General features: G+C 65.2%; 25 protein-coding genes. 16 read left to right on the forward strand and 9 right to left on the reverse strand.

The features are described 5' to 3' along the window. The first annotated feature begins 60 nt into the window (after positions 1 to 60). Positions 61 to 1,221: an acyl-CoA dehydrogenase family protein gene (locus QCE62_RS12400; RefSeq protein ID WP_309918256.1), complete on the forward strand. Its 1,161-nt coding sequence runs from the start codon at positions 61 to 63 to the stop codon at positions 1,219 to 1,221. Positions 1,222 to 1,241: 20 nt separating this feature from the next. On the opposite strand, the gene xerD is transcribed toward QCE62_RS12400, so the two are convergent. From xerD to queG, 3 genes are read right to left on the reverse strand one after another with little or no spacing between them, the layout of a single operon-like run. Continuing rightward, positions 1,242 to 2,225: a site-specific tyrosine recombinase XerD gene (xerD, locus tag QCE62_RS12405; protein ID WP_309918257.1), complete on the reverse strand. Its 984-nt coding sequence runs from the start codon at positions 2,223 to 2,225 to the stop codon at positions 1,242 to 1,244. Next, positions 2,222 to 2,698 carry a methylated-DNA--[protein]-cysteine S-methyltransferase gene (locus tag QCE62_RS12410; protein WP_309918260.1) on the reverse strand — a complete coding sequence of 159 codons (477 nt, stop codon included), beginning with the start codon at positions 2,696 to 2,698 and terminating at the stop codon, positions 2,222 to 2,224. The genes xerD and QCE62_RS12410 overlap by 4 nt, the downstream gene beginning before the upstream one ends. Beyond that, positions 2,695 to 3,855: a tRNA epoxyqueuosine(34) reductase QueG gene (gene queG / locus QCE62_RS12415; RefSeq protein ID WP_409017835.1), complete on the reverse strand. Its 1,161-nt coding sequence runs from the start codon at positions 3,853 to 3,855 to the stop codon at positions 2,695 to 2,697. Before queG ends, QCE62_RS12410 begins: the two co-directional genes overlap by 4 nt. A 111-nt stretch (positions 3,856 to 3,966) precedes the next feature. On the opposite strand from queG, the gene tsaE reads away from it, so the two are divergent. Continuing rightward, positions 3,967 to 4,545 carry a tRNA (adenosine(37)-N6)-threonylcarbamoyltransferase complex ATPase subunit type 1 TsaE gene (gene tsaE, locus QCE62_RS12420; RefSeq protein ID WP_309918266.1) on the forward strand — a complete coding sequence of 193 codons (579 nt, stop codon included), beginning with the start codon at positions 3,967 to 3,969 and terminating at the stop codon, positions 4,543 to 4,545. Beyond that, the gene (locus QCE62_RS12425; RefSeq protein WP_309918270.1) at positions 4,527 to 6,047 is read left to right on the forward strand and encodes an N-acetylmuramoyl-L-alanine amidase; all 1,521 of its coding nucleotides are present in this window, start codon (positions 4,527 to 4,529) and stop codon (positions 6,045 to 6,047) included. The genes tsaE and QCE62_RS12425 overlap by 19 nt, the downstream gene beginning before the upstream one ends. A gap of 19 nt (positions 6,048 to 6,066) precedes the next feature. Here QCE62_RS12425 and QCE62_RS12430 read toward each other — a convergent pair whose 3' ends face one another. Next, the gene (locus tag QCE62_RS12430) at positions 6,067 to 6,948 is read right to left on the reverse strand and encodes an EamA family transporter (RefSeq protein ID WP_309918273.1); all 882 of its coding nucleotides are present in this window, start codon (positions 6,946 to 6,948) and stop codon (positions 6,067 to 6,069) included. Positions 6,949 to 7,098: 150 nt separating this feature from the next. After that, positions 7,099 to 7,362 (reverse strand): hypothetical protein, encoded by a 264-nt coding sequence (locus tag QCE62_RS12435; protein ID WP_309918276.1) that lies wholly within the window; start codon positions 7,360 to 7,362, stop codon positions 7,099 to 7,101. A 186-nt stretch (positions 7,363 to 7,548) separates the two neighbouring features. Here QCE62_RS12435 and QCE62_RS12440 point away from each other — a divergent pair, with 186 nt between their 5' ends. Then, complete coding sequence (locus tag QCE62_RS12440; protein ID WP_309918278.1) at positions 7,549 to 8,448, forward strand: pirin family protein; 900 nt, start codon at positions 7,549 to 7,551, stop codon at positions 8,446 to 8,448. 73 nt (positions 8,449 to 8,521) lie between these two features. Next, entirely contained in the window at positions 8,522 to 9,370 is an 849-nt protein-coding gene (trxA, locus tag QCE62_RS12445) for a thioredoxin (protein WP_309918280.1), read from the forward strand. Positions 9,371 to 9,446: 76 nt separating this feature from the next. On the opposite strand, the gene QCE62_RS12450 is transcribed toward trxA, so the two are convergent. Then, complete coding sequence (locus QCE62_RS12450; RefSeq protein ID WP_309918283.1) at positions 9,447 to 10,277, reverse strand: tRNA threonylcarbamoyladenosine dehydratase; 831 nt, start codon at positions 10,275 to 10,277, stop codon at positions 9,447 to 9,449. Positions 10,278 to 10,570: 293 nt separating this feature from the next. On the opposite strand from QCE62_RS12450, the gene pdxH reads away from it, so the two are divergent. From pdxH to QCE62_RS12465, 3 genes are all read left to right on the forward strand, one after another. Beyond that, positions 10,571 to 11,212, forward strand: a complete 642-nt coding sequence (gene pdxH / locus QCE62_RS12455; protein ID WP_309918285.1) for a pyridoxamine 5'-phosphate oxidase — start codon at positions 10,571 to 10,573, stop codon at positions 11,210 to 11,212. An 89-nt stretch (positions 11,213 to 11,301) separates the two neighbouring features. Further along, positions 11,302 to 12,516: a cyclopropane-fatty-acyl-phospholipid synthase family protein gene (locus QCE62_RS12460; protein ID WP_309918288.1), complete on the forward strand. Its 1,215-nt coding sequence runs from the start codon at positions 11,302 to 11,304 to the stop codon at positions 12,514 to 12,516. Further along, a complete protein-coding gene (locus QCE62_RS12465) occupies positions 12,513 to 13,601 on the forward strand; it encodes a DUF72 domain-containing protein (RefSeq protein WP_409017855.1) in 1,089 nt (362 codons plus the stop codon). Before QCE62_RS12460 ends, QCE62_RS12465 begins: the two co-directional genes overlap by 4 nt. Positions 13,602 to 13,623: 22 nt before the next feature. Here the strand turns inward: QCE62_RS12465 and msrA are convergent, their stop codons facing one another. Then, entirely contained in the window at positions 13,624 to 14,193 is a 570-nt protein-coding gene (msrA, locus tag QCE62_RS12470) for a peptide-methionine (S)-S-oxide reductase MsrA (RefSeq protein WP_309918290.1), read from the reverse strand. Positions 14,194 to 14,510: 317 nt separating this feature from the next. On the opposite strand from msrA, the gene QCE62_RS12475 reads away from it, so the two are divergent. Beyond that, a complete protein-coding gene (locus QCE62_RS12475) occupies positions 14,511 to 15,023 on the forward strand; it encodes a flavin reductase family protein (RefSeq protein ID WP_309809660.1) in 513 nt (170 codons plus the stop codon). A gap of 18 nt (positions 15,024 to 15,041) precedes the next feature. Here the strand turns inward: QCE62_RS12475 and QCE62_RS12480 are convergent, their stop codons facing one another. After that, positions 15,042 to 15,587 carry an Lrp/AsnC family transcriptional regulator gene (locus tag QCE62_RS12480; protein WP_309918292.1) on the reverse strand — a complete coding sequence of 182 codons (546 nt, stop codon included), beginning with the start codon at positions 15,585 to 15,587 and terminating at the stop codon, positions 15,042 to 15,044. Positions 15,588 to 15,721: 134 nt separating this feature from the next. Between QCE62_RS12480 and kynB the strand changes: the two genes are divergently transcribed. From kynB to kynA, 3 genes are read left to right on the forward strand one after another with little or no spacing between them, the layout of a single operon-like run. Then, entirely contained in the window at positions 15,722 to 16,348 is a 627-nt protein-coding gene (kynB, locus tag QCE62_RS12485; protein WP_309918295.1) for an arylformamidase, read from the forward strand. A gap of 43 nt (positions 16,349 to 16,391) precedes the next feature. Then, positions 16,392 to 17,642 (forward strand): kynureninase, encoded by a 1,251-nt coding sequence (gene kynU / locus QCE62_RS12490; RefSeq protein ID WP_309918298.1) that lies wholly within the window; start codon positions 16,392 to 16,394, stop codon positions 17,640 to 17,642. Between the two features lie 13 nt (positions 17,643 to 17,655). Further along, on the forward strand, positions 17,656 to 18,576 hold the full coding sequence (kynA, locus tag QCE62_RS12495) for a tryptophan 2,3-dioxygenase (RefSeq protein WP_309918301.1): 921 nt from the start codon (positions 17,656 to 17,658) through the stop codon (positions 18,574 to 18,576). Positions 18,577 to 18,588: 12 nt separating this feature from the next. Here kynA and QCE62_RS12500 read toward each other — a convergent pair whose 3' ends face one another. Then, positions 18,589 to 19,389 carry an IclR family transcriptional regulator gene (locus QCE62_RS12500; protein WP_309918303.1) on the reverse strand — a complete coding sequence of 267 codons (801 nt, stop codon included), beginning with the start codon at positions 19,387 to 19,389 and terminating at the stop codon, positions 18,589 to 18,591. A gap of 133 nt (positions 19,390 to 19,522) precedes the next feature. Here QCE62_RS12500 and QCE62_RS12505 point away from each other — a divergent pair, with 133 nt between their 5' ends. From QCE62_RS12505 to QCE62_RS12520, 4 genes are all read left to right on the forward strand, one after another. Further along, positions 19,523 to 20,713, forward strand: coding sequence for an acyl-CoA dehydrogenase (locus QCE62_RS12505; RefSeq protein ID WP_309918306.1), 1,191 nt, complete (start codon positions 19,523 to 19,525; stop codon positions 20,711 to 20,713). Positions 20,714 to 21,007: 294 nt separating this feature from the next. Next, positions 21,008 to 21,310, forward strand: coding sequence for a DUF883 family protein (locus QCE62_RS12510; RefSeq protein ID WP_309809675.1), 303 nt, complete (start codon positions 21,008 to 21,010; stop codon positions 21,308 to 21,310). Between the two features lie 195 nt (positions 21,311 to 21,505). Further along, the gene (locus tag QCE62_RS12515) at positions 21,506 to 21,886 is read left to right on the forward strand and encodes a phage holin family protein (RefSeq protein WP_309919834.1); all 381 of its coding nucleotides are present in this window, start codon (positions 21,506 to 21,508) and stop codon (positions 21,884 to 21,886) included. Between the two features lie 27 nt (positions 21,887 to 21,913). Next, positions 21,914 to 22,417 carry a DUF3318 domain-containing protein gene (locus tag QCE62_RS12520; RefSeq protein WP_309918309.1) on the forward strand — a complete coding sequence of 168 codons (504 nt, stop codon included), beginning with the start codon at positions 21,914 to 21,916 and terminating at the stop codon, positions 22,415 to 22,417. The last annotated feature ends 1 nt before the right edge of the window (position 22,418 follow it).

The following is a 22,418-nucleotide window of genomic DNA, read 5'->3' on the forward strand; positions in this document are numbered from 1 at the left end:
GGCCGAGTGTGCGTGCCCCGGCACCTGTGGCACGATCGTTCTCCAGCACAAGGAGATTCCATGATCCGCGACACCGAAATCCAGACCCTTCTCGAAGACACCATTCGCCGCTTCGTGCGCGAGCAGCTCGTGCCGCGCGAGCGCGAAGTCGACGAAACCGACGAGATCCCCGCGGACCTCATCGGCGCCATGCGCGAGATCGGCATGTTCGGCCTGACCATTCCCGAAGCCTATGGCGGTCTCGGCCTCACCATGGAAGAGGAAGTGCGCATCGCTTTCGAACTGGGGCAGACCTCGCCGGCGTTCCGCTCGGTGATCGGCACGAACAACGGCATCGGCTCCATCGGTATCGTGCTCGACGGCACCGAGGCGCAAAAGTCGCACTATCTGCCGAAGCTTGCTTCCGGCGAATTGATCGGCTCGTTCTGTCTCACTGAGCCGGATGCCGGCTCGGACGCGGCCTCGCTCAAGACCAGCGCGCGCAGGGAAGGCGAGTTCTACGTGCTCAACGGCACCAAGCGCTTCATCACCAACGCGCCCGAAGCCGGCCTCTACACCGTCATGGCGCGCACCGGCGACCCTCAGGAAGCGAAGGGCGCGAGCGGCATCTCGGCGTTCATCGTCGAGCGCGGCACGCCTGGGCTCTCCATCGGCAAACCGGACCGCAAGATGGGCCAGCGCGGCGCGCATACTGCCGACGTCATCTTCGAGAACTGCCGGGTGCCGGCGAGCCAGTTGATCGGCGGCGTGGAAGGCGTGGGCTTCAAGACGGCGATGAAGACGCTCGACAAGGGCCGCATTCACATTGCGGCCATCGCGGTGGGCGCAGCCCGGCGCATGCTGCGCGACGCCGTTGCCTATGCCCAGGAGCGCCGTCAGTTCGGCCAGCCCATCGGCGAGTTCCAGCTGGTGCAAGGCATGCTCGCCGACAGCAAGGCCGAGCTTTACGCCGCTGAATGCATGGTGCTGGACGTGGCCCGCCGCCGCGACGAAGGACGCGACGTGTCCGTGGAAGCGTCATGCGCGAAGTATTTCGCCACCGAGATGTGCGGACGCGTCGCGGACCGCGCGGTGCAGGTGCATGGCGGCGCGGGGTATGTCGCCGAGTACGGCATCGAGCGCTTCTACCGCGACGTGCGGCTCTTCAGGCTGTATGAAGGCACGTCGCAGATCCAGCAGGTGATCATCGCGCGCGGACTCATGCGCGGCGCGGAAATCTGAAGCGCTTCCAACGTTCGGGCCTACCCGCGCGGATGATGCTCGCGATGCAGCTTGTGCAGCCGCTCGCGCGCCACGTGCGTGTAGATCTGGGTCGTCGAGATGTCGGAGTGGCCGAGCAGGAGTTGCACGACGCGCAGGTCCGCGCCGTGGTTGAGCAGATGGGTGGCGAACGCGTGCCGCAAGGTGTGCGGCGAGAGAGGCGCATGCACGCCGCCGTTCAGCGCATGGCGCTTGATGATGTTCCAGAACTGCTGGCGCGTCATGCCCTCGCCGCGCGAGGTGACGAACAGCGCATCGGCGGCGCGGGGGCCGAGCAATGCCGGGCGCGATTCGCGCAGATAACGCTCGATCCATTCGTGTGCCTGCTCGCCGAACGGCACCAGGCGTTCCTTCGAACCCTTGCCCATCACGCGCACCACGCCCTCGTTCAGGCCCAGTTCCACCGTCTTCAGCGTCACTAGCTCGGTCACGCGCAGGCCGCTCGCGTACATCAGTTCGAGCATGGTGCGGTCGCGCAGGCCGCGCGGGGTGTCGGTATCGGGAGCGTGGAGCAGCGCCTCGACCTGCACTTCGTTCAAGGTGGAGGGAAAGCGCGGCGGCTGCTTGGCCGAACGCAGCTTGAGCGTCGGATCCGCCGCGGTGCGATGTTCGCGCATCGCCCATGCGTAGTAGCGGCGGAACACGGACAAACGCCGGTTCGCCGAAGTCGCCTTGTCGCCGCGCCGGGCCGCCATGTAGCCGTTCATGTCGTTCTCGACGGCGGCATCGATCGACGCGCCGCGCGTCTTGCCGAGCCATTCGGCGAAGAGCTTCAGGTCGCGCCGGTAAGCTTCGAGCGAGTTCTTGGCAAGGCCGTGTTCGAGCCAGAGCGCGTCGCAGAAGAGGTCGATGGCGTCCCGGCTCGCGGCCAGCCCGGGCGTGTGGACCGGGTCGGTCGCCGCGTCCGTCGCGTCCGTTGCGTCCGCGGTGTCCGCTGGGTCCGTTGCGTTGATTGCGCTCGTCATGCGATGGATACACCTTCATGCGCCAGTAGCCAGCGCTTCACGTTGCGATAGAAACCGTCGCCGGGATGATGCGCGAATCCGCCGATTCCGCTCGCCGCGACGACCCGGTGGCACGGTATCACGATCGGCAGCGGATTGGAGCCGCACGCCTGCCCCACCGCGCGCGGCACGCTGCCTATCACCCGCGCCAGTTGCCCGTAGGTCCACACCTGTCCCTGCGCAATGCCGCTGATGCCCTGCCACACGCGCCGCTGAAACGCCGTACCGCCGATGCCGAGCGGCAGCTCGAAGCGCATCGACGGACTGTCGAAGTAAAGGCGGATCTGCCCGGCCGCTTCGCGTGCCAGCGTCCCATGCGGCTCGATGCTGTCCGCGTCATCGGGCAAATAGACGATCTCGCGCACGCACGCTTCATCGGCGCGGATGCCCACCTTGCCGAACGGCGCGTCGATCACGGCATCGAATGGCTTCATGGTTGTTCCCCCTGGCTCTCTTGCTTTAGCGCCCACGCTACGTGCTCACGGACCAGCGCAGAAGCATCGTCCGCACGGGCTTCCAATGCGGCGACGATGGCCTCCCGCTCGCGGGCATCGAGCCTGGTTGCGCGCAACGCATTGCCCATCGCCACCGCGATATTGCGCAGCCAGCGTTCGTGCCCGATGCGACGAATCGCGCTGCCCTGCATGCGCGTGTCGAAATCGTCCGCGCTCCAGGCGAACAGTTCAACCAGCGTCGCGCGATCCAGCCCGTGACGCACGTCGAAATCCGCGACCGGCGCAGCCTGCGCGAACTTGTTCCACGGACAGATCAGCTGGCAGTCGTCGCAGCCATAGACACGGTTGCCGATCAGCGGACGCATCTCTTCGGGAATGCTGCCATGCAGTTCGATCGTCAGGTACGAGATGCAGCGCCGCGCATCCACCCGATACGGCGCGACGATCGCCCCCGTCGGACAGGCGTCGATGCAGCGCGTGCACTGCCCGCAGTGCGCGCCGTCGTGCTGGGGATCCGGATCCACGGGCAGCGGCACGTCCACGAAAATCTCGCCGAGAAAGAACAGCGAACCCGCGTCGCTATCGAGCAGCAAGGTGTGCTTGCCGCGCCAGCCATTGCCCGCCTTCTGCGCCAGCGCCACCTCCAGCACCGGCGCGGAATCCGTGAACGCGCGATAGCCGAAGGCGCCGATCTCCCCTTCGATGCGCTCCGCGAGCTGCTGCAGCCGCTGCCGCATGACCTTGTGATAGTCGCGGCCGCGGGCGTAGACCGAGACCATCGCCTGCTCGGGCTGCGCAAGCCGCGACCACTCGATGGCACGCCAGTCGTTCTTCTGACCGTCGCCTGTCGCGACGCTTTCAGCGCCCGTTTGTGCGAGCGTCGCCGCGGGCAGATAGGCCATCCGCGCGGTGATGACACGTCGCGTGCCGGCCACAAGCTCGGCCGGCCGCGCGCGTTTCATCCCATGTTTGGCCATATAATCCATGTCGCCGTGATAGCCTGCTTCGAGCCACTCAGCAAGGCCTTGCTCGGCATCCGCCAGGTCGATATCGCTGATGCCGACCGCACCGAATCCCAACTCGCGCCCCCAGGTCTTGATGCGGTGCGCGAGTTCCGCCAGCGCAGCCTCCTCCATGCGAGTCGAGGCGCGCGACTCTGAGACGGACTCAGCGGCGGCGTCGCTGGACGCGGTCGTGATTTCAACGGAATGTTCCGGCAATCGGTTCATCACGATATTTTACGAGCAATGCCCGAAAGCCCCGACCGCATCACGCCCGATTCTTCTGCCGCGCTGCTCGAACGCCGCTTCGACCTGCGCGACGAAGCGGCCACGCTCGCGTTCGGCGCGCGCTTCGCGCAGGCCATCGACGCCACCCGCCAGTTCATTTCGCCTGAACGTTTCGCGGGCCTGCAAGTCCAGTTGATCGGGGATCTGGGCGCGGGCAAGACCACGCTCGTGCGCGCGACCTTGCGCGCGCTCGGGCACGAGGGCCGCGTCAAGAGTCCGACATACACGCTCGTTGAGCCGTACTCGCTCGCTACCCGCAGCGGTCCGCTCGACGTCTATCACTTCGATCTCTACCGCTTCGCCGATCCGGCCGAATGGGCCGATGCCGGCTTTCGCGAATATTTCGACCGGGGTGCCGTGTGCCTGGTCGAGTGGCCGCAGCAGGCAGGCGGACTGCTCGGCGTGCCGGATCTCGTGTTCCAGCTATCGCTGCCGGGCGAGCATGATGCGCCCGGCGATTCGAACGAAGAAGAAGGCCGCGTGCTGACCGCGCGGGCGTTTAGCGAAACAGGAAAGACATGTCTCGAAAGATGTTGATCAAGCCGTTCCACTCGATCGAATCGAGCGCCACCGCGCCGCACAACTGGCGTCGCCGCCAGGTGCTGCGCGCAGGCGCTTCGACGCTCGTGCTCGCGCTCGTCGCGCCGAAGCTCGCCCATGCCAGCTCGGTGCTCGGCGTGCGCGTGTGGCCCGCGCGCGACTACACCCGCGTGACGATCGAATCGGACCAGCCGCTGCAGAACACCAACCAGATGCTGCAGGGACCGGACCGGCTCGTCGTCGATCTCTCCGGCATCGATCTCGACCAGGCGCTGCGCGACCTCGTCTCGAAGATCGCGCCGAACGATCCGCAGATCCAGGCCGTGCGCATCGGGCAATATCAGCCGCACGTGGTGCGCATGGTGTTCGACCTGAAGGGATCGGTGAAGCCGCAGGTGTTCACGCTGGGGCCGATCGGCAGCTACAAGTACCGGCTCGTGTTCGACCTGTACCCGGCCGTCGCGCCGGATCCGCTGATGGAATTGCTCGCGGAAACCGAGCGCAAGCAGGAAGCGCTCGACCGCGCCAATCCGAATCCGTCCGCGCCGCCGCCCGCCACACTGTCCGGGCCGACGACCGCGCAGAAGCCCGGCGCGTCCGACTCGACCGACGAGTTCTTCCAGAAGTACGCGCAGAACGACGCCGCGCCGGCCGTTCCTGGGGCGCCGTCCATCCCCGTGCCGAAGCCCGCGCCGAAACCGCGCGTGCCGTCCGCGCCGCCGGTCATCGCGCAAAAGGACGACGACGATCAATACACCTTCTCCGCGCCCAAGCAGGGCGCCGGCACCACGCGCCTGCTGACGGTCGCGATCGATCCGGGACATGGCGGCGAGGATCCGGGCGCGATCGGCGGTCAGGGTACGTACGAGAAGCACATCGCGCTCGACATCGCGAAGAAGCTGCGCGCGAAGATCGACGCCCAGCCGAACATGCGCGCGATGATGACCCGCGACGCCGACTTCTTCGTGCCGCTCAACGTGCGCGTGCAGAAGGCCCAGCGCGTGTCCGCCGACCTGTTCGTGTCGATTCACGCCGACGCCTTCACCTCGCCCGATGCGCGCGGCTCGTCGGTGTTCGCGCTGTCGGACCATGGTGCGTCGAGCGCGGCGGCGCGCTGGATGGCGAACAAGGAGAATGCGTCGGACCAGGTGGGCGGCATCAACGTGAAGTCGCAGGATGCCAGCGTGAACCGCGCGCTGTTCGACATGTCGACGACCGCGCAGATCCGCGATTCCATGCGCTACGGCAGCTTCGTGCTGAACGAGATTGGCGGTATCAACAAGCTGCACAAGGGTTCGGTCGAACAAGCGGGCTTCGCCGTGCTGAAGGCACCGGACATTCCGTCGATCCTCGTGGAAACGGCCTTCATCAGCAACCCGGACGAGGAAACGCGCCTCAACGACGACGCCTATCGCGACAAGATGGCCAACGCCATTCTCAAGGGCATCAAGCGCTACTTCGCGGCCAATCCGCCGCTCGCGAAAAGCCGCATGACTTGAGACTCGCGCAGGAATTCGTTCAGCGCGCCGCCGGCATCAGCCGCTGAACGAGCCACTTGCCGAACACGTTCACTACCAGTCCCGCCATCACCAGCGCCGCGCCGGCGATCTGCGCGGCGCTCAGGTCTTCGCCGAGAAACACCGCCGCCGACACCAGTCCGATCACCGGCACGAGCAGCGAAAACGGTGCGACGCTCGCCGCCGGATAGCGCGCGAGCAGCTTGCCCCACAGGCTGTAGCCGACGATCGTCGCGACGAACGCGAGATAACCGATGGCGAGGACCGACACGAGCGGAATGGCGGCGAGACTGGATTCGATGCGCGCCGGGCCCTCGAAGATCAGCGACAGCGCGAGGAACGGCAACGGCGGGATCAGGCTGCCCCAGACGACGAGTGACAGCAGATCGACCTTGCCCATCGCTTTCGTCACGACGTTGCCGAGCGCCCACATCGCGGCGGCTGCCAGAGTGAAGAGGAAGCCGGTCAGGGTCATGGCGTGGCCGCCCTGGATGCCGATCAGCGCAAGACCGGCCGCGGCGATCACGAGTCCGACGAGATTGGCCGCATGAATGCGCTCGCCGAGGAACATTGCAGCGAAGAACAGCGTGAAGAAGGCCTGCGCCTGCAGCACGAGCGAAGCAAGCCCCGCCGGCATGCCGACCGACATGCCATAGAACAGCAGCGCAAATTGTCCGAGCGAGATGGTGAGACCGTACGCGAAGAGCCAGCGCAGCGGGATCTGGGGACGCTTGATGAAGACCGCGGGCGTGGCGGCCAACGCGAAGCGCAACGCGCCGAGCAGCATCGGCGGCACGCCGTGCAGGCCCAGCTTGATGACGACGAAGTTCACGCCCCACGCGAAAATGACCACCGTGGCGATCAGCAAGTCCCTTGGCGACATCGCCCTTCCCCTCGTGCCTGACGCAATGTTGTCGAGGCGCAAAGTGTAATGGAGCGACGCTTTGTTGCGCTTGTCAGATCGTGCACAAAACAGCACGGCGCTCGCGCCACCGAAGGGACGCGAGCGCCGGTACAGACACGCAGCAGCGTATTACTTGCTCTGGCCCGACTCGGCCGCCGCGTTGTTGCCAGTGGTCGCCTCAGGCGTCTTCTTGCCCGACGACGGACGCGCCATATGCTTGCGCGGCTTCTTGTGCTGGGTCATGCCGCTCGAATTATCCGTGGTCGCTGCGGCGGCATCGTTGCCCATTGCCCCCGACGAATTGCCCGACGACGTTTGTGCAAACGCGCCGCCCGCGGCGGTCGCGGTGAAGACGCCTGCGGCAATGGCCATCAACAGTTTGTTCTTGCTCATGTCTTTACTCCCCAGTCAGGTTGGATGACGTCGCGCGCGGCTGCGCGCATTTTCGAGAACGCGACGGCAGAAGATGGAGGACCGAATCAGAACCGGGAAGCGCATCTGCGCCGCGCGGCGTCGGCCGGTAGAATCGAAAGTTCCGCGAGCGCCAATCCGGCACTCCCATCACGTCCGCTTCCGCTCATGCCCTCGACCCCGCGCACGCTGCTCAAGCCTCACCAACACGACGTCGGCGGCCTGACAGTGCGGCGTGTCCTGCCCGCCCTGGCTGCCCGGACGGTCGGGCCGTTCATCTTCTTCGACCACATCGGTCCCGCAACGCTCGTGCCCGGCAAGGGTCTCGACGTGCGTCCGCACCCGCACATCGGGCTCGCGACCGTCACCTATCTGTTCGAAGGCGCGATCATGCATCGCGACAGCGTAGGCTCAGTGCAGAAGATCGTTCCCGGCGACGTCAACTGGATGACCGCCGGACGCGGCATCGTCCATTCGGAACGCACGCCCGACGCGGAGCGCGCCGCCGGCCAGACGATGCACGGCATCCAGACGTGGGTGGCGCTGCCGGTGGCGAGCGAACAGGTGGAGCCGTCGTTCGAGCATCACGCCGCCGCCGCGCTGCCGCAGATCAAACGCGATGGCGTCACATTGCGCGTGATTGCCGGCAGTGCGTTCGGCGCCACCGCGCCCACGCGCACTTTCTCGCCGACGCTCTACGTGGCCGCGCAGTTCGCGCCCGGCAGCGCGATCACGCTCGACACCGAGCACGAAGAGCGCGGCATCTATCTCGTCAGCGGCGACCTGAGCCTCGACGGCGAAGCGCTGCCCGAACAGCAGATGGCCGTGCTCGCGCCGGGCGCCGACGTGCGGCTCACGAGCGCCGGCGGCGCCGTCGCGATGCTGCTGGGCGGCGCGCCGCTCGACGGCACGCGCTTCATAGAATGGAATTTCGTGTCGAGTTCGCGCGACAAGATCGCGGCGGCCAAGACGGCCTGGAGCGAACAGCGCATGGGCCACGTGCCCGGCGAAAGCGAGTTCATCCCGTTGCCGCCGCAGCGCCGCGAACCGCAGGCGCCGGAAGCCTGACGCGCGGCGGAACTTGAAAAACCGCGCATCGTCCCTATTTGAACGAGATTGACTGCAGGCACTTGGAGAACGCATGGAAACGACCCTCGCCACTTTCGAGAACGATGTCATCAACGCGTCGATGCTGGCGCCCGTGCTCGTCGATTTCTGGGCGCCGTGGTGCGGCCCGTGCAAGACGCTCGGACCGATGCTCGAAAAGCTCGAAGCCGAAGCCGCCGGGAAATGGAAGCTCGTCAAGGTGAACGTCGATGAAAACCAGGAGCTCGCCGGGCACTTTCAGGTGCGCAGCATTCCGCACGTGATCGCCTTTGCGGAAGGCCGTCCGGTCGACCAGTTCATCGGCGTGCTGCCGGAAGGCCAGTTGCGCGAATTCCTGGACCGGCTCGTGCCGGCCGGGGCCGACGCCGAACGGCTCAGCGCGCAGGCCGCCTGGGCGGCGGGCAATCGCAAGCTCGCCATCGACACCATCAAGGCCGCCATCGCGCTCGATCCCGGCTATGACGACGCCCGTCTCGACCTGATCGAATGGCTGATCGCCGAGCGCCGCTACGACGAAGCGAAGGAAGAAGACAAGCTGCTGTCGCCGAAGACGACGCAAGGCATCGACGCACGCTACAACGCGCTGAAGACCGAGCTCGACGCCGCCGACGCAGCCGCCGATCTCCCGCCCGCCGACGCCCTGTACGCCGCCGTCGAAGCCCATCCGGACGATCTCGACGCCCGTTTCGCGCTGGCCAACCGGCTGATCGCGGGCCGCGAATTCGACGGCGCGCTGGAGCATCTGCTGGAAATCGTCGTGCGCGACCGCGCCTTCATGGACGATGTCGGCCGCAAGACCATGCTTTCGGTCTTCGAACTTGCCGCGAATCAGCCGGACGTCGTCTCGCGCTGGCGGCGCAGGCTCAGCGCGGCGATGAACTGAGCGGCGCTCGACGCTCCCTCAAAGACAAACGGCCAGCTCGTGCAGTTGGCCGTTTTGCATTGGCAACGCGCGACGCTCAGCCCGCGCGTTTCGCCAGATCCCTCAGCACGCGCGCGGCCGCCGCGAAGCCGAAGCTCGCCGTCACGCACACGCTCGAACCGAAGCCCGCGCAGTTGAGCCCGACCGGCCCCTGTTGTCCGCCGCCGGTTTCCAGATGCTCCGCGCCCTCGCTCAGATCGCAGACGGGCGCTTCGGGATAGATCAGCGGCTCGTCGGAATACACCGCGTTCACCTTGAAACGCGCCTTCGGGCCGCGCGGAAAGCCGTGCAGCTTGCGCAACTGGCCACGCACCTTCGACAGCAGCGGGTCCTGGATGGTCAGCGCGAGATCGTCGATGCGGATGCGCGTCGGATCGAGCTGCCCGCCCGCGCCGCCCACCGTGATCAACGCCTGCCTGTTCTTCACGCACCACGCGATCAATGCGGTCTTCGTGCGCACGCTGTCGATGGCGTCGACCACGTAGTCGAAGCCGGTGCCGAGCACCGCATCGAAGTTGCCGGGCTCGATGAAGTCCTCGATCTCGCGCACCTCGCACGCCGGATCGATCAGCCGGATGCGTTCGGCCATCGCCGTGACCTTGGCCTTGCCGTAGTTGCCGTCGAGCGCGTGGATCTGACGGTTCGTATTGCTCTCGGCGACGTTGTCCAGATCGATCAGCGTCAGGCGGCCCACCGCGCTGCGCGCCAGCGCCTCCGCCACCCACGAACCGACGCCGCCAATGCCGATCACCGCGACGTGCGCGCGTTCGAACGCGGCCAGCGCGGGCGCACCGTACAGACGCGCAATGCCGCCGAAACGGCGCTCGCGGTCGGCGTCGTCGGCAGGGAAAACGGAAGAAGCGTTCATGGCGGACGAGGTAAAAGCACACTGCACTGAAAGCAAATCTGAAGCCTGCCACAAGCCGAAAATCGCCCGAAGCTTGTGCTGCCTCAACACACGCTTTCAAATGCCTGTCGGTGTTTCGTTCAGGGGTACGGATTCATGCAAAATACGGCCGGATTGCGTATTCTGCCTTATCGAAACCCGTGACGTGATAGCCGCTCACGATCCTTCCTGTGCCTCCGGAGTCGCGCCCGGGTAATCAGGGCAAGATCGTTTCACGTTGGCTATACTGTCGCGACTGTAGCGTTTGCATAAAAATGACGACCCTCGCAGATCTTCGCCAAAACTACTCGCGCGGCGCGCTGGACGCGGCCGACGTGGACCCGAACCCAGTGCGTCAATTCGAAACCTGGTTCGCACAAGCACTCGATGCGAAGTTGCCCGAACCAAACGCCATGACGCTCGCCACCGTCGATGCAGCGGGCCGGCCTTCTGCCCGCATCGTGCTCATCAAGGGCGTCGACGAACGCGGCTTCGTCTTCTTCACCAATTACGACAGCCGCAAGGGCCGCGAGCTCGCCGCCAACTCCGCGGCAAGCCTGCTGTTCCATTGGATCGAACTCGAGCGCCAGGTGCGCATCGAGGGGCGCGTCGAAAAGACCAGCGACGCGGAAAGCGACACCTACTACGCCTCGCGTCCGCTCGGTTCGCGGATCGGCGCGTGGGCCTCGCCGCAGAGCGAGCCGCTCGACAGCCGCGCGACGCTCGAAGCGCGCGAGCGCGAGATGATCGCCCGCTACGGCGACGCGCCGCCGCGTCCGCCGCACTGGGGCGGTTATCGCGTCGTGCCCGACACCATCGAATTCTGGCAGGGACGCCCTTCGCGCCTGCACGACCGCATCGTCTACACGCGGGATCGTGCGGACGACGCATGGCGAATCACGAGACTCGCGCCCTGACGCGAGCACTGCGGCAAGCGAGACGACAACGGCAACGAGCATGAAGGCACACGCCTTCCCCTTGATTTTCTTAGCGCGGAGAAACAAGCATGTTCTGGGAGAAGAAGCTGACGCAATGGGTTGAGGAAGTGCGGGACCGGGCCAATCTGCCCGCGCGTCTCGTGCTGTGGGATGGCCAGCAGCATGACTTCGGCCAGTTCGCCGCGCCTCAGGTGACGCTGCATGTGAAGAGCGCGACCGCGCTGCAATACCTGCTCGAACCGACCCTCGACAATCTCGGTGAAGCCTATGTGAAGGGCAAGATCGACATCGAAGGGAAGCTGAGCGACATCATCAACATCGGCTATTCGCTCGCGAAGAGCACGGTGACCAACGCCAGCAAGCTGGCCCGCGTGCGGCGTTACTTCACGCACACGAAGGCGTCGGACAAGAAAGCCATCCAGTACCACTACGACGTGTCGAACGAGTTTTACCAGCTCTGGCTCGACAAGAACATGGTCTACTCCTGCGCGTACTTCGAGAACGGCGACGAAGACATCGACACCGCGCAGCTCAAGAAGATCGACCACATCCTGACCAAGATCCAGGTGCAGCCGGGGCACACGCTGCTCGACATCGGCTGCGGCTGGGGCGCGCTCGTGATTCGCGCGGCGCAGAAGTTCGGCGCGAAGTGCGTCGGCGTCACGCTCTCGGAAAACCAGTTCAAGCTGGCGACCGAACGCGTCAAGGCCGCCGGACTCGAAGACAGGATCGAGATCCGCCTGCAGGATTACCGCGACATCCCGGGGCAGTTCGACCGCATCACGAGCGTCGGCATGTTCGAGCACGTCGGGCGCAAGAATCTGCCGGCCTATTTCGCGAAGATCCGCGAGCTGCTCGTCGATGACGGCGTCGCGATGAATCACGGCATCACCTCGTCGGACGCCGACAGCGGTGAAACGTCCTTCGGCGGCGGCGAGTTCATCGACAAATACGTGTTCCCGGACGGCGAACTGCCGCATATCAGCCTCGCCTTGCAGACGATGCAGGAAGGCGGGCTGGAGGCGCTCGACGTCGAGAGCCTGCGCCGTCACTACGCGCACACGCTCGACCTGTGGGCCGACCGCTTCGAGGCCAACGCCGAGGAAGCGAAGAAGCTCGTGGACGACGAGCATTTCCGTATCTGGCGCGTGTATCTGGCAGGGTGCGCGTATGCGTTCGAAAACGACGACGTGTCGATCTACCAGGTGATCTGCCGCAAGGCGGGACGCAGCGCGAAGACGCTGCCGTGGTCGCGGCGCTATATCTACGAGAAGGCGCTCTGAACCGCGACCTCACGCAGCACGACGCAGGCGGGCCGGACGAGGACACTCTCGACCTGTTCGGCGAGCCTGCGCCGGTGGTGCGTGAGCCCGCGAAGCCCCTGCCGACGCCGAAGTCCACCAAAACGCGCGGCGTGCTGCCCGCTCCGTCGCAGCCCGAACTCGAACTGCTTGCGCAACGCCTTCCCGATTCGATCCATCTCGGCACCTCGACATGGTCGTTTCCGGGCTGGCGCGGCATCGTCTATGGCGACGACTATTCGAACACCAAGCTGTCGCGCGACGGTCTCGCCGCTTATGGCGCGCATCCGCTGCTCAGAAGCGTGTCGATCGACCGCTCGTTCTATGCGCCGTTGTCGCTCGCCGAATACGCACGATACGCGTCGCAGGTGCCCGAACATTTCCGCTTCATCGTCAAGGCGCCAGCCTCCGTCACCGATGCCTTCGTGCGCGGCGAACGCGGCGCGCCCGACGCGGACAATCCCGCTTTCCTGAACGCGCAGATTGCCATCGATGAATTCGTGACGCCGTGCATCGGCGGATTGGGTGCGAAGGCCGGCGCGCTGGTGTTCCAGTTCTCGCCGCTGCCGGATGCGCTGGTGGTCGAGCCGGCGTTGTTCATCAACCGTCTCTCTGAATTCCTGAAGGCGCTGCCGCCGCTCGAAGGCGACGCCTGCTACGCGGTGGAAATACGCGACGCGGTCATGCTCACGCCGCGTTTCATCCGCACGCTGCGGGAGGCGAAGGTGCGCTATTGCATCGGCGTGCACGCGCGCATGCCCGACGTGCGCCGCCAGGCGAAAGCGCTCGCGCTGCTGGATGAAGACGGCCTGGGACCGCTCGTCGTGCGCTGGAGCCTGCACAGCGGCTTCCGCTACGAACAGGCGAAGGCGAAGTACGAGCCGTTCGACCGGATCGTCGACGAGGATTTCGACACGCGCGAAGCGCTGGCCGAGCTGGCCGCGCAATATGCGATCGCGGGCCAGCCGGTGGTGATCGCGGCGAACAACAAGGCGGAAGGCTCCGCGCCGCTCACGTGCTTCGAGCTCGCGCGGGGCATTGCGGCGGCATGCGAACGCGCTTCGTAGGCGCGCTCACGCCTTTACGTCCTCATGCTTTGAGGCGATGCGCGAACTTCTTGCGGAACTTGGCGACCTTCGGCCCGACGACCGCCGCGCAGTAGCCCTGCTCCGGATGCTGCGCGAAGAAGTTCTGGTGATAGGCCTCGGCGGGATAGTAGTTGCCGTCGAGCGGGCTGACTTCCGTGACGATCCTGCCGCCGTAGATATCCTCGCGCTGGAGTTCCTCGATCACGTCGAGCGCAATCTTGCGCTGCTCGTCCGAATGCGTGAACACGACGGAGCGGTACTGCGTGCCGGTATCGGCGCCCTGGCGGTTGAGCTGGGTCGGATCGTGGGTCGCGAAAAAGATCTCGAGGATTTCCCGGAAGCCGATGACCGAAGGATCGAACACGACCTTCACCACTTCGGCGTGGCCGGTGTCGCCGCCGCAGACCTGTTCGTACGACGGATTCAGCACCTTGCCACCCGCGTAGCCCGATTCGACCGATGCCACGCCCTGCACGGCCAGGAACACCGCTTCGGTACACCAGAAACAACCGCCGCCGAGCGTCGCGGTTTCAAATCCGGCCTGCTCGTTCTGCTGGGTCTGCTGAGTCATAAGGCGCAACTCCTCATCAAGTGCATGCGGCGCTTGCCGCGGATCATGCATATGGATGCGCACGGCCGCTTCTTCAATGCGTGCGCGGCCGGGATGCATTCATCGAGTTTATTGGGTTTGGACAGGCGACGCTGAATGGCCTCGCAGGCAGAAAACCTGCTTGCCCGGTACGGCCTTGAACGTCCGGCCACAGCCGATTCCGCTAGAATCGCAACACATCACCTGTTTTTACATGACTTCCGAAAAGTCTCACCGACTGAAGCGCGACGCGCGGCCGGCTCGGTAGCACACGGCAGACTCGACCGCCCATCCGCACCATGACACGCGCCAAAGCCCCGAATTTCGATCCGTCAGCGTTTCGCACCGCACTCGGCCAGTTCGCGACCGGTGTCACCGTCATCACGACGCTCACGCCGTCCGGCCAGCCCATCGGCATTACGGCAAGCTCGTTCAACTCCGTGTCCCTCGACCCGCCGCTCGTGCTGTGGAGCCTCGCGACCCGGTCGGCGTCCATGGCGGTCTTCCGCTCGAACAGTCACTACGTGGTCAATGTGCTGGCGGCGTCGCAGCTCGACCTGTGCCGGCGCTTCGCGACGGTCAAGGGCGACCGTTTCGCGGGCGTGTCGCACGCGGCCGGCGACAGCGGCATGCCCGTGCTGGACGGGGCCATCGCCTGGTTCGAGTGTCACAACCGCAGCCGCTATGACGAAGGCGATCACGTGATCTTCGTCGGCGAAGTGGAACGGTGCGGCGTGCGCGAAGACGGCGACCCCGCCGCGCCGCTCGTCTTTCAGGCGGGCGGGTTCCATACCCTCGGACCGCTGGACTGATTCGGAACTTCGCTTCGCTCAGGACGCCGCTGAAGACGTCCCTGAGGCCACCGCAGAAGACGCCCTCTCGATCCGCACGGCCGGCTGGTCGATCAGCGCGACCGGCACGCCCGCGTCGTCTTTCATCGTTTGCAGCACGATGTTCGAGCGGATGTCGATCACGCCGGGCGCCTTGTACAGCTTCGAGAGAATGAAGTCGGAATAGTGCTTGAGGTTGTGCGCGAGCACGCGCAGCACGTAGTGCGTGTCGCCGGTGACGACGAACGCGCCGACCACCTCCGGCCAGTCGCGCACGGCGGCGGCGAACTTCTCGTGCCAGTTTTCTTCGTCGTTGCGCATCGAGACGTGGACGAACGCTTCGAGTTCGATACCGAGGCGTTCGCGGTCGAGGCACGCGCGATAGCTCGCAATCACCCCTTCTTCTTCGAGCAGACGCATTCGGCGCAGGCACGCCGACGGCGAGAGCGAAATGCGCTCCGCCAGGTCCAGGTTGCTGATCCGTCCATCTTCCTGCAGTACCGCCAGAATTCGGCAATCCGTTGCATCGAGCGTGAAGCCGGTCATTTTTGATTCCCCTAGGCCCGTTTCATCGAATTATGTTCTAAGCGCGACACTTTTGGGTATTTATTTCGCAAGCACCTTGCGAGACAACACGACTATGATTTGACGCATCTCCACGCTTTCTGCTAAGGCGCGTCATGACGCTGCTGGATATTTCCCCGCCCATCGAACCCGCCACGCCCGTCTGGCCGGGCGATACGCCTGTCGGCATCGAACGGGTGTGGCGCATGGAAGCGGGCTCGCCGGTCAACGTCGCGCGGCTCACGCTGTCGCCGCACACCGGCGCGCACGCCGACGCCCCGCTCCATTACGACGAACACGGCGCGCCGATCGGCGCCGTCGCGCTGGACACCTATCTCGGCGCGTGCCGGGTCGTGCATTGCGTCGGCGTCGCGCCGCTCGTGCTGCCGGAGCATGTTGCCGGGCAGCTCGACGGCATGCCGCCGCGCGTCCTGCTGCGCACCTACCGGAATGCGCCGCTCGACGCCTGGGACAGCGCCTTCACCGCGGTCGCGCCCGAGACCATCGACCTGCTGGCCCGGCACGGCGTGAGGCTCATCGGCATCGATACGCCGTCGCTCGATCCGCAGGAATCGAAAACCATGGACGCGCACCGGCGCATCCGCGCGCACGGCATGGCGATCCTCGAAGGCCTGGTGCTCGATGCCGTCGCGCCGGGCGATTACGAACTGATCGCCCTGCCGCTCAAATTGTCCACGCTCGACGCCAGCCCGGTGCGCGCCGTCCTGCGTCCGCTGGCCTGATTCATAGTCATAGCCGATCTTTATTACAGAAATGGAATTTTTGATGCGACATCGTGACGAAGCTGCGGCGCTAGACCGCGACGACCCGCTGCGCGCCCTGCGCGAGCAGTTCGCCCTCGCCGACGGCGTGATCTATCTCGACGGCAATTCGCTCGGCGTGCCGCCGAAGGCCGCTGCGACGCGCGCGGCGAACGTGATCGGCGCGGAATGGGGCGAAGGCCTGATCCGCAGCTGGAACACGGCCGGCTGGTTCGCGCTGCCGAAGCGCCTCGGCAACAAGCTCGCGCCGTTGATCGGCGCGGCCGAGGATGAAGTCGTCGTGACCGACACGATCTCCACGAATCTGTTCAAGGTCCTGTCCGCTGCACTGAAGCTGGCGCACGAGCGCGATCCGAAGCGCCGCGTGATCGTCTCCGAACGTTCAAACTTCCCGACCGACCTGTACATCGCGCAAGGCCTGATCGAGCAACTGGACCGCGGCTACGAGTTGCGCCTGGTCGACGATCCGTCCGAACTGCCCGCCGCCATCGACGAGCACACGGCGCTCGCGATGATCACGCACGTCAACTACCGCACTGGCGCCATGCACGACATGGCCGCGCTCACGCCGATGATCCAGCGCGCGGGCGCGCTCGCCGTGTGGGATCTGGCGCATTCGGCGGGCGCGGTGCCGGTCGACCTGAACGGCGTCGGCGCGGATTACGCGGTCGGTTGCACCTATAAGTACCTGAATGGCGGCCCGGGTTCGCCGGCCTTCGTCTGGGTGCCGAAGCGCCATCAGAACGCGTTTTCGCAGCCGCTGTCCGGCTGGTGGGGCCATCGGAAGCCGTTCGAAATGAACCCGGTCTATCGCCCGGACGACGGCATCGGACGCTTCCTGTGCGGCACGCAGCCAATCGTCTCGATGGCGCTGGTCGAATGCGGTCTCGATGTCTTCCTGCAAACCGACATGCAGGCGCTGCGCCGCAAGTCGCTCGCGCTGAGCGATCTGTTCATCCAGTTGGTCGAGACGCGCTGCGGCGAATTTCCGCTGTCGCTGGCCACGCCGCGCGAGCACGCGCAACGCGGTTCGCAGGCGAGCTTCGAGCATCCGCACGGTTATGAGGTGATGCAGGCGCTGATCGCGCGGGGCGTGATCGGCGATTATCGCGAGCCGCGCATCCTGCGTTTCGGCTTCACGCCGCTCTACACGCGGTTCGCGGATGTGTGGGATGCCGTCGAGATCCTGCGCGACGTGCTCGCGACCGAAAGCTGGCGGGCGCCCGAATTCGCCGAGCGGGCGTCGGTGACCTGAACGGACGACGATCATGAACCAGACCCAAGGCTGCCCGTTCGGGCATGGCGCGCCCAGTACGACCAACACGGGCGACACGGGCGACACGGGCGACACCGCCGGTGTCGATCAGAAAGAAGGCTGGCACGAAGCCAAGCTCGACTTCACCGACTCGATGAGCTACGGCGATTACCTCGGCCTCGATGCGATCCTGAGCGCGCAGCATCCGCTCTCGCCGGATCACAACGAGATGCTGTTCATCGTGCAGCATCAGACCAGCGAGCTGTGGATGAAGCTCGCGCTCTACGAACTGCGCGCGGCGCTGGCGGCGGTGCATCGCGACGAACTGCCGCCCGCGTTCAAGATGCTCGCGCGTGTGTCGCGCATTTTCGAGCAGCTGGTGCAGGCGTGGAACGTCCTCGCGACGATGACGCCCTCCGAATACACCGCGATGCGCCCGTATCTCGGGCAATCGTCGGGATTCCAGTCGCATCAGTACCGGCAGATCGAATTCATGCTCGGCAACAAGAACGAGCAGATGCTGAAGCCGCACGCGCATCGCCCGGAAATCCACGCGCAGGTGCGGGAAGCGCTCGAAGCGCCGTCCTTCTACGACGAAGTGATTCGCCTGCTGGCCCGGCGAGGTTTCGAGATCGATCCCGCGCGCCTCAACCGCGACTGGTCGCAGCCGACCACCCACGATGCGTCGGTCGAAGCGGCCTGGCTCGCGGTGTATCGCGATCCGTCGCGGCACTGGGACCTCTATGAAATGGCGGAAGAACTGGTCGACCTGGAAGACGCGTTCCGGCAATGGCGCTTCCGGCATGTGACGACGGTGGAACGCATCATCGGTTTCAAGGGCGGCACGGGCGGTACGGCCGGCGCGTCCTATCTGCGCAAGATGCTCGATGTCGTGCTGTTTCCGGAGCTGTGGCACGTCCGGACGGTGCTGTAAGCGCTCGAGCGTTCAGGCCAGCCGCGCGGCCAGCGCCTTGATACGAGGGCCGATGGTCTCGCGGAAGTACGCCTCGCCCATCGACGACGCTGGCCCGCTGCTCGACAGCACCAGCCAGCGCCCGTTGCGCAAATCGCGGAACGGCGCGGCGACGGCGTTGACGTCGTCGTGCCATTCGCGGAACGAGTAGCAGCAGCCGTCGCGCGCGAATTCGTCGAGCGCGGCGCGCGCCGCATCGACCTTGTCCGCACCCTCGTTGCGGCCGAGTTCATCCAGCAGCGCCTCGCGCGCCGCCGGTTCCTGTACGGCGAGCCAGGCGCGGCCCATCGAACTCGTCAGCATCGACAGACGCGAGCCGGGCGCGAGGCCGAGCGTCAGCGCGGTCTCGCTGCGGATGGTGTCGAGATAGATCATGTCGAGCCCGTCGCGGCAGCCCAGCGACACCGCCGCGCCGATCTCCCTGGCCAGTGCGCGCATGTGCGGACGCGCCAGTTCGAGCGTGTCCGACTCCGCCAGCAACGTGAAACCCAGCGACAGCACGCCGGTGTCGAGCGCATATTTGCCGGCGGATTCGTTGAAGCGCAGATAGCCGAGTATCGTCAGCGTGTAGGCGAGGCGGTTGACTGTCGCCTTCGGCAAGCCGGTGCGTTCGACGAAATCACGATTGCCGAGCAGCGTCTCGCCCGGACGGAACGCACGCAGCAGATCGAGCCCGCGCGCCAGCGCGACCACAAACTTGCGCTCGTCGAGATCTTCCGGCGCGACATGGCGCAATGAAGCGGGTGTGGAATTTCGATTGGAGTCGGCTGACATCGGATGCTAGACTCATAGCTGATTTGCAAAACATTGTTTCGCCTAGCGGAACGCATGTCAAGCGCGCGTGCCGGGTTCCTGATACGACATCCCGCCCGGGGCAGCGCTTTTCACTGAATTCAGGAGATCGCACATGGCCGAAGCCGCCCGTTTCAACTGGGAAGATCCGCTGCTGCTGGATCAGCAACTGAGCGAAGACGAGCGCATGGTGCGCGACGCGGCCCGCGCCTACGCGCAAGACAAGCTTCAGCCGCGCGTCATGCAGGCGTTCCGCGAGGAAAAGACGGATCCGTCGATCTTCCGCGAGATGGGCGAACTCGGCTTGCTCGGACCGACCATTCCGGAACAGTACGGCGGCCCGGGCCTCAACTACGTGTGCTACGGCCTGATCGCGCGTGAAGTGGAGCGCGTGGATTCGGGCTATCGCTCGATGATGTCGGTGCAGTCGTCGCTCGTCATGGTGCCAATCAACACCTTCGGCAGCGACGCGCAAAAGGAAAAGTACCTGCCGAAGCTCGCACGCGGCGAATGGATCGGCTGCTTCGGGCTGACCGAGCCGAACGCCGGGTCGGATCCCGCCGGCATGACGACCCGCGCGAAGAAGGTGCAGGACGGCTATTCCCTCTCCGGCACGAAGATGTGGATCTCGAATTCGCCCATCGCGGACGTGTTCGTGGTCTGGGCCAAGCTGGAGGAAGACGGCCGTGACGACATCCGCGGCTTCATCCTCGAAAAAGGCTGGAAGGGACTGTCCGCCCCGGCAATCCACGGCAAGGTGGGACTGCGCGCGTCGATCACAGGCGAGATCGTGATGGACGAAGTGTTCGTGCCGGAAGACAACCTGCTGCCGGACGTGCGCGGCCTGAAGGGTCCGTTCACGTGCCTGAACTCGGCGCGCTACGGCATTTCATGGGGCGCGCTCGGCGCCGCCGAAGCGTGCTGGCATACGGCCCGGCAATACACGCTGGACCGCAAGCAATTCGGCCGGCCGCTTGCGGCGAACCAGTTGATCCAGAAAAAGCTCGCCGACATGCAGACGGAAATCACGCTGGGTCTGCAAGGCGTGCTGCGTCTGGGACGCATGAAGGACGAAGGCACGGCCGCGGTGGAGATCACCTCCATCATGAAGCGCAATTCGTGCGGCAAGGCGCTGGATATCGCCCGCCTTGCGCGCGACATGCTCGGCGGCAACGGCATCTCCGATGAATTCGGCGTGGCGCGGCATCTGGTGAATCTGGAGGTGGTGAACACCTATGAAGGCACGCACGACATTCACGCGCTGATCCTGGGACGCGCGCAGACGGGCATCCAGGCGTTTTTCTGACGGCCCGGCTTTATTTCGATAGTGTGAGAGAGTCGGCACTTGCCGGCTCTTTGCGTTTCAGAACCGCCAGCTTTTGTAACTTTCGATGCGCCTCTGAAACTTTTACGGGACAGATCGTATCCATTCCCAGATGATGTCGAAGCTTTGACCAGTCACAGCGCCGCGGTCCGCGTCAGGGTGTCATTTGCCGAACTGGAATGAAATCTGCGTCATCTGGCCCGCGAGAGTCAGCCTCCTCGTCAGCGACCCCATCTTTGGTTACGATTCGCGTAGCCTCATCGATTGGAGCCTTTAATGTCAGAAATCAACAAGGAGCGATTCATGTCGGATATCAAAACCGTACTCGCTGACGCCGAAGACCTTTTGAAGCAAGCGGCGACCGCCACCGGTGAACGCGCCTCCGAGCTTCGCGAGACCGCGCTTGCCCGCCTCAAGCAGGCGAAGGAAAAGGCCGCCGATGCGCAAGTCGTCGTCATCGAACGAGGCAAGAAAGCGGCGCGCGCCACCGATGACTATGTGCATGAACATCCGTGGGCGTCCATTGGCATTGCGGCCGGCCTCGGCATGGTGATCGGCCTGCTCATCAATCGAAAGTAGAGAACGCACGGGCCTGCCTCGCTGTCGAGGGCAATGGCCCGTTGTTTGCTGAATCCGTATCCGTCGGGGTCGCAAGTGGACTGAACCGTAAGCGCCTTGCCCGGGCGCCCGGCTCGACATTCGTACCGGCAGGCCGCTCCGCGCGCCGGCCGGAAGCACACCAAGCGGCACCACTGCGCTTCTCGCATTCAAGCCATGACGACAGAACGGCCACCGCAGCAATCGTCCCCCGGACCATTGCGACGCATCTTGACCTCCGCCTTCGCCATCTTCGAGACGCGCCTTGAACTGATCGGCATCGAGCTCCAGGAAGAGAAGGAACGTCTGATCGGCGTCCTGTTCCTTGGACTTACCGCCATGATGCTCGCGATGATGGCGCTCATCTCGCTGACCGTCCTGATCGCGATTTTCTTCTGGGACACGTACCGCTGGCAGGCGTTGGGCGGCATCACGCTGCTGTACGCGCTGATTGCAATCGCATGCGGCCTGCGGGCGCGCAGCAACCTGCGCGACGCGCCGCACCTGTTCGACGACACACTCTCCGAGTTCCGCAAGGACCGCGACATGTTTCGTTGATCCCCGATCCGCGCACCTGAATCCGCCATGAGCCAACAAGACGACACCTTCAAGACGCCGAAGCGCGACAAGATGCAGAAGCTGCGCACACCCCACATGCGTGCGCTGCGCAAGGAATTGCTGATTGCGCGCGCGGACGTTGAACGCATGGAAATGCGCCAGGCCACGCACGACCTGCGCTCGTCCATCACGCATTTCAGCTTCCTGCGCTTTCTGATTCCGGGCGGCGGCACCAGCCGTTGGAGCAAACGCGGCCGTGGCGCGTCGGGGGGCGGCGTCGGCGGGATGCTGGGATCGCTGCTCGGCTCGAAGAACATCGGCGTGCTGTTCAAGCAGTATCCGATCATCGGCTCCGTCGCCTCGCTTGTGCTCACCAAGACGGTGCGGACCAAACTCCTGAGCGGCGCCAAGCCGCTGCTCAAGTGGGGCGGCCTCGGATTTGCCGGCTGGGAAGCCTGGCGCATCTATCAGCAGATGAAGTCGAACACGCCCGAGACTTCGAATGACGCCGTCGATCCGACGGTGTTCTGAT

The organism is Caballeronia sp. LZ033 (assembly GCF_031451265.1).
GTDB lineage: Bacteria > Pseudomonadota > Gammaproteobacteria > Burkholderiales > Burkholderiaceae > Caballeronia.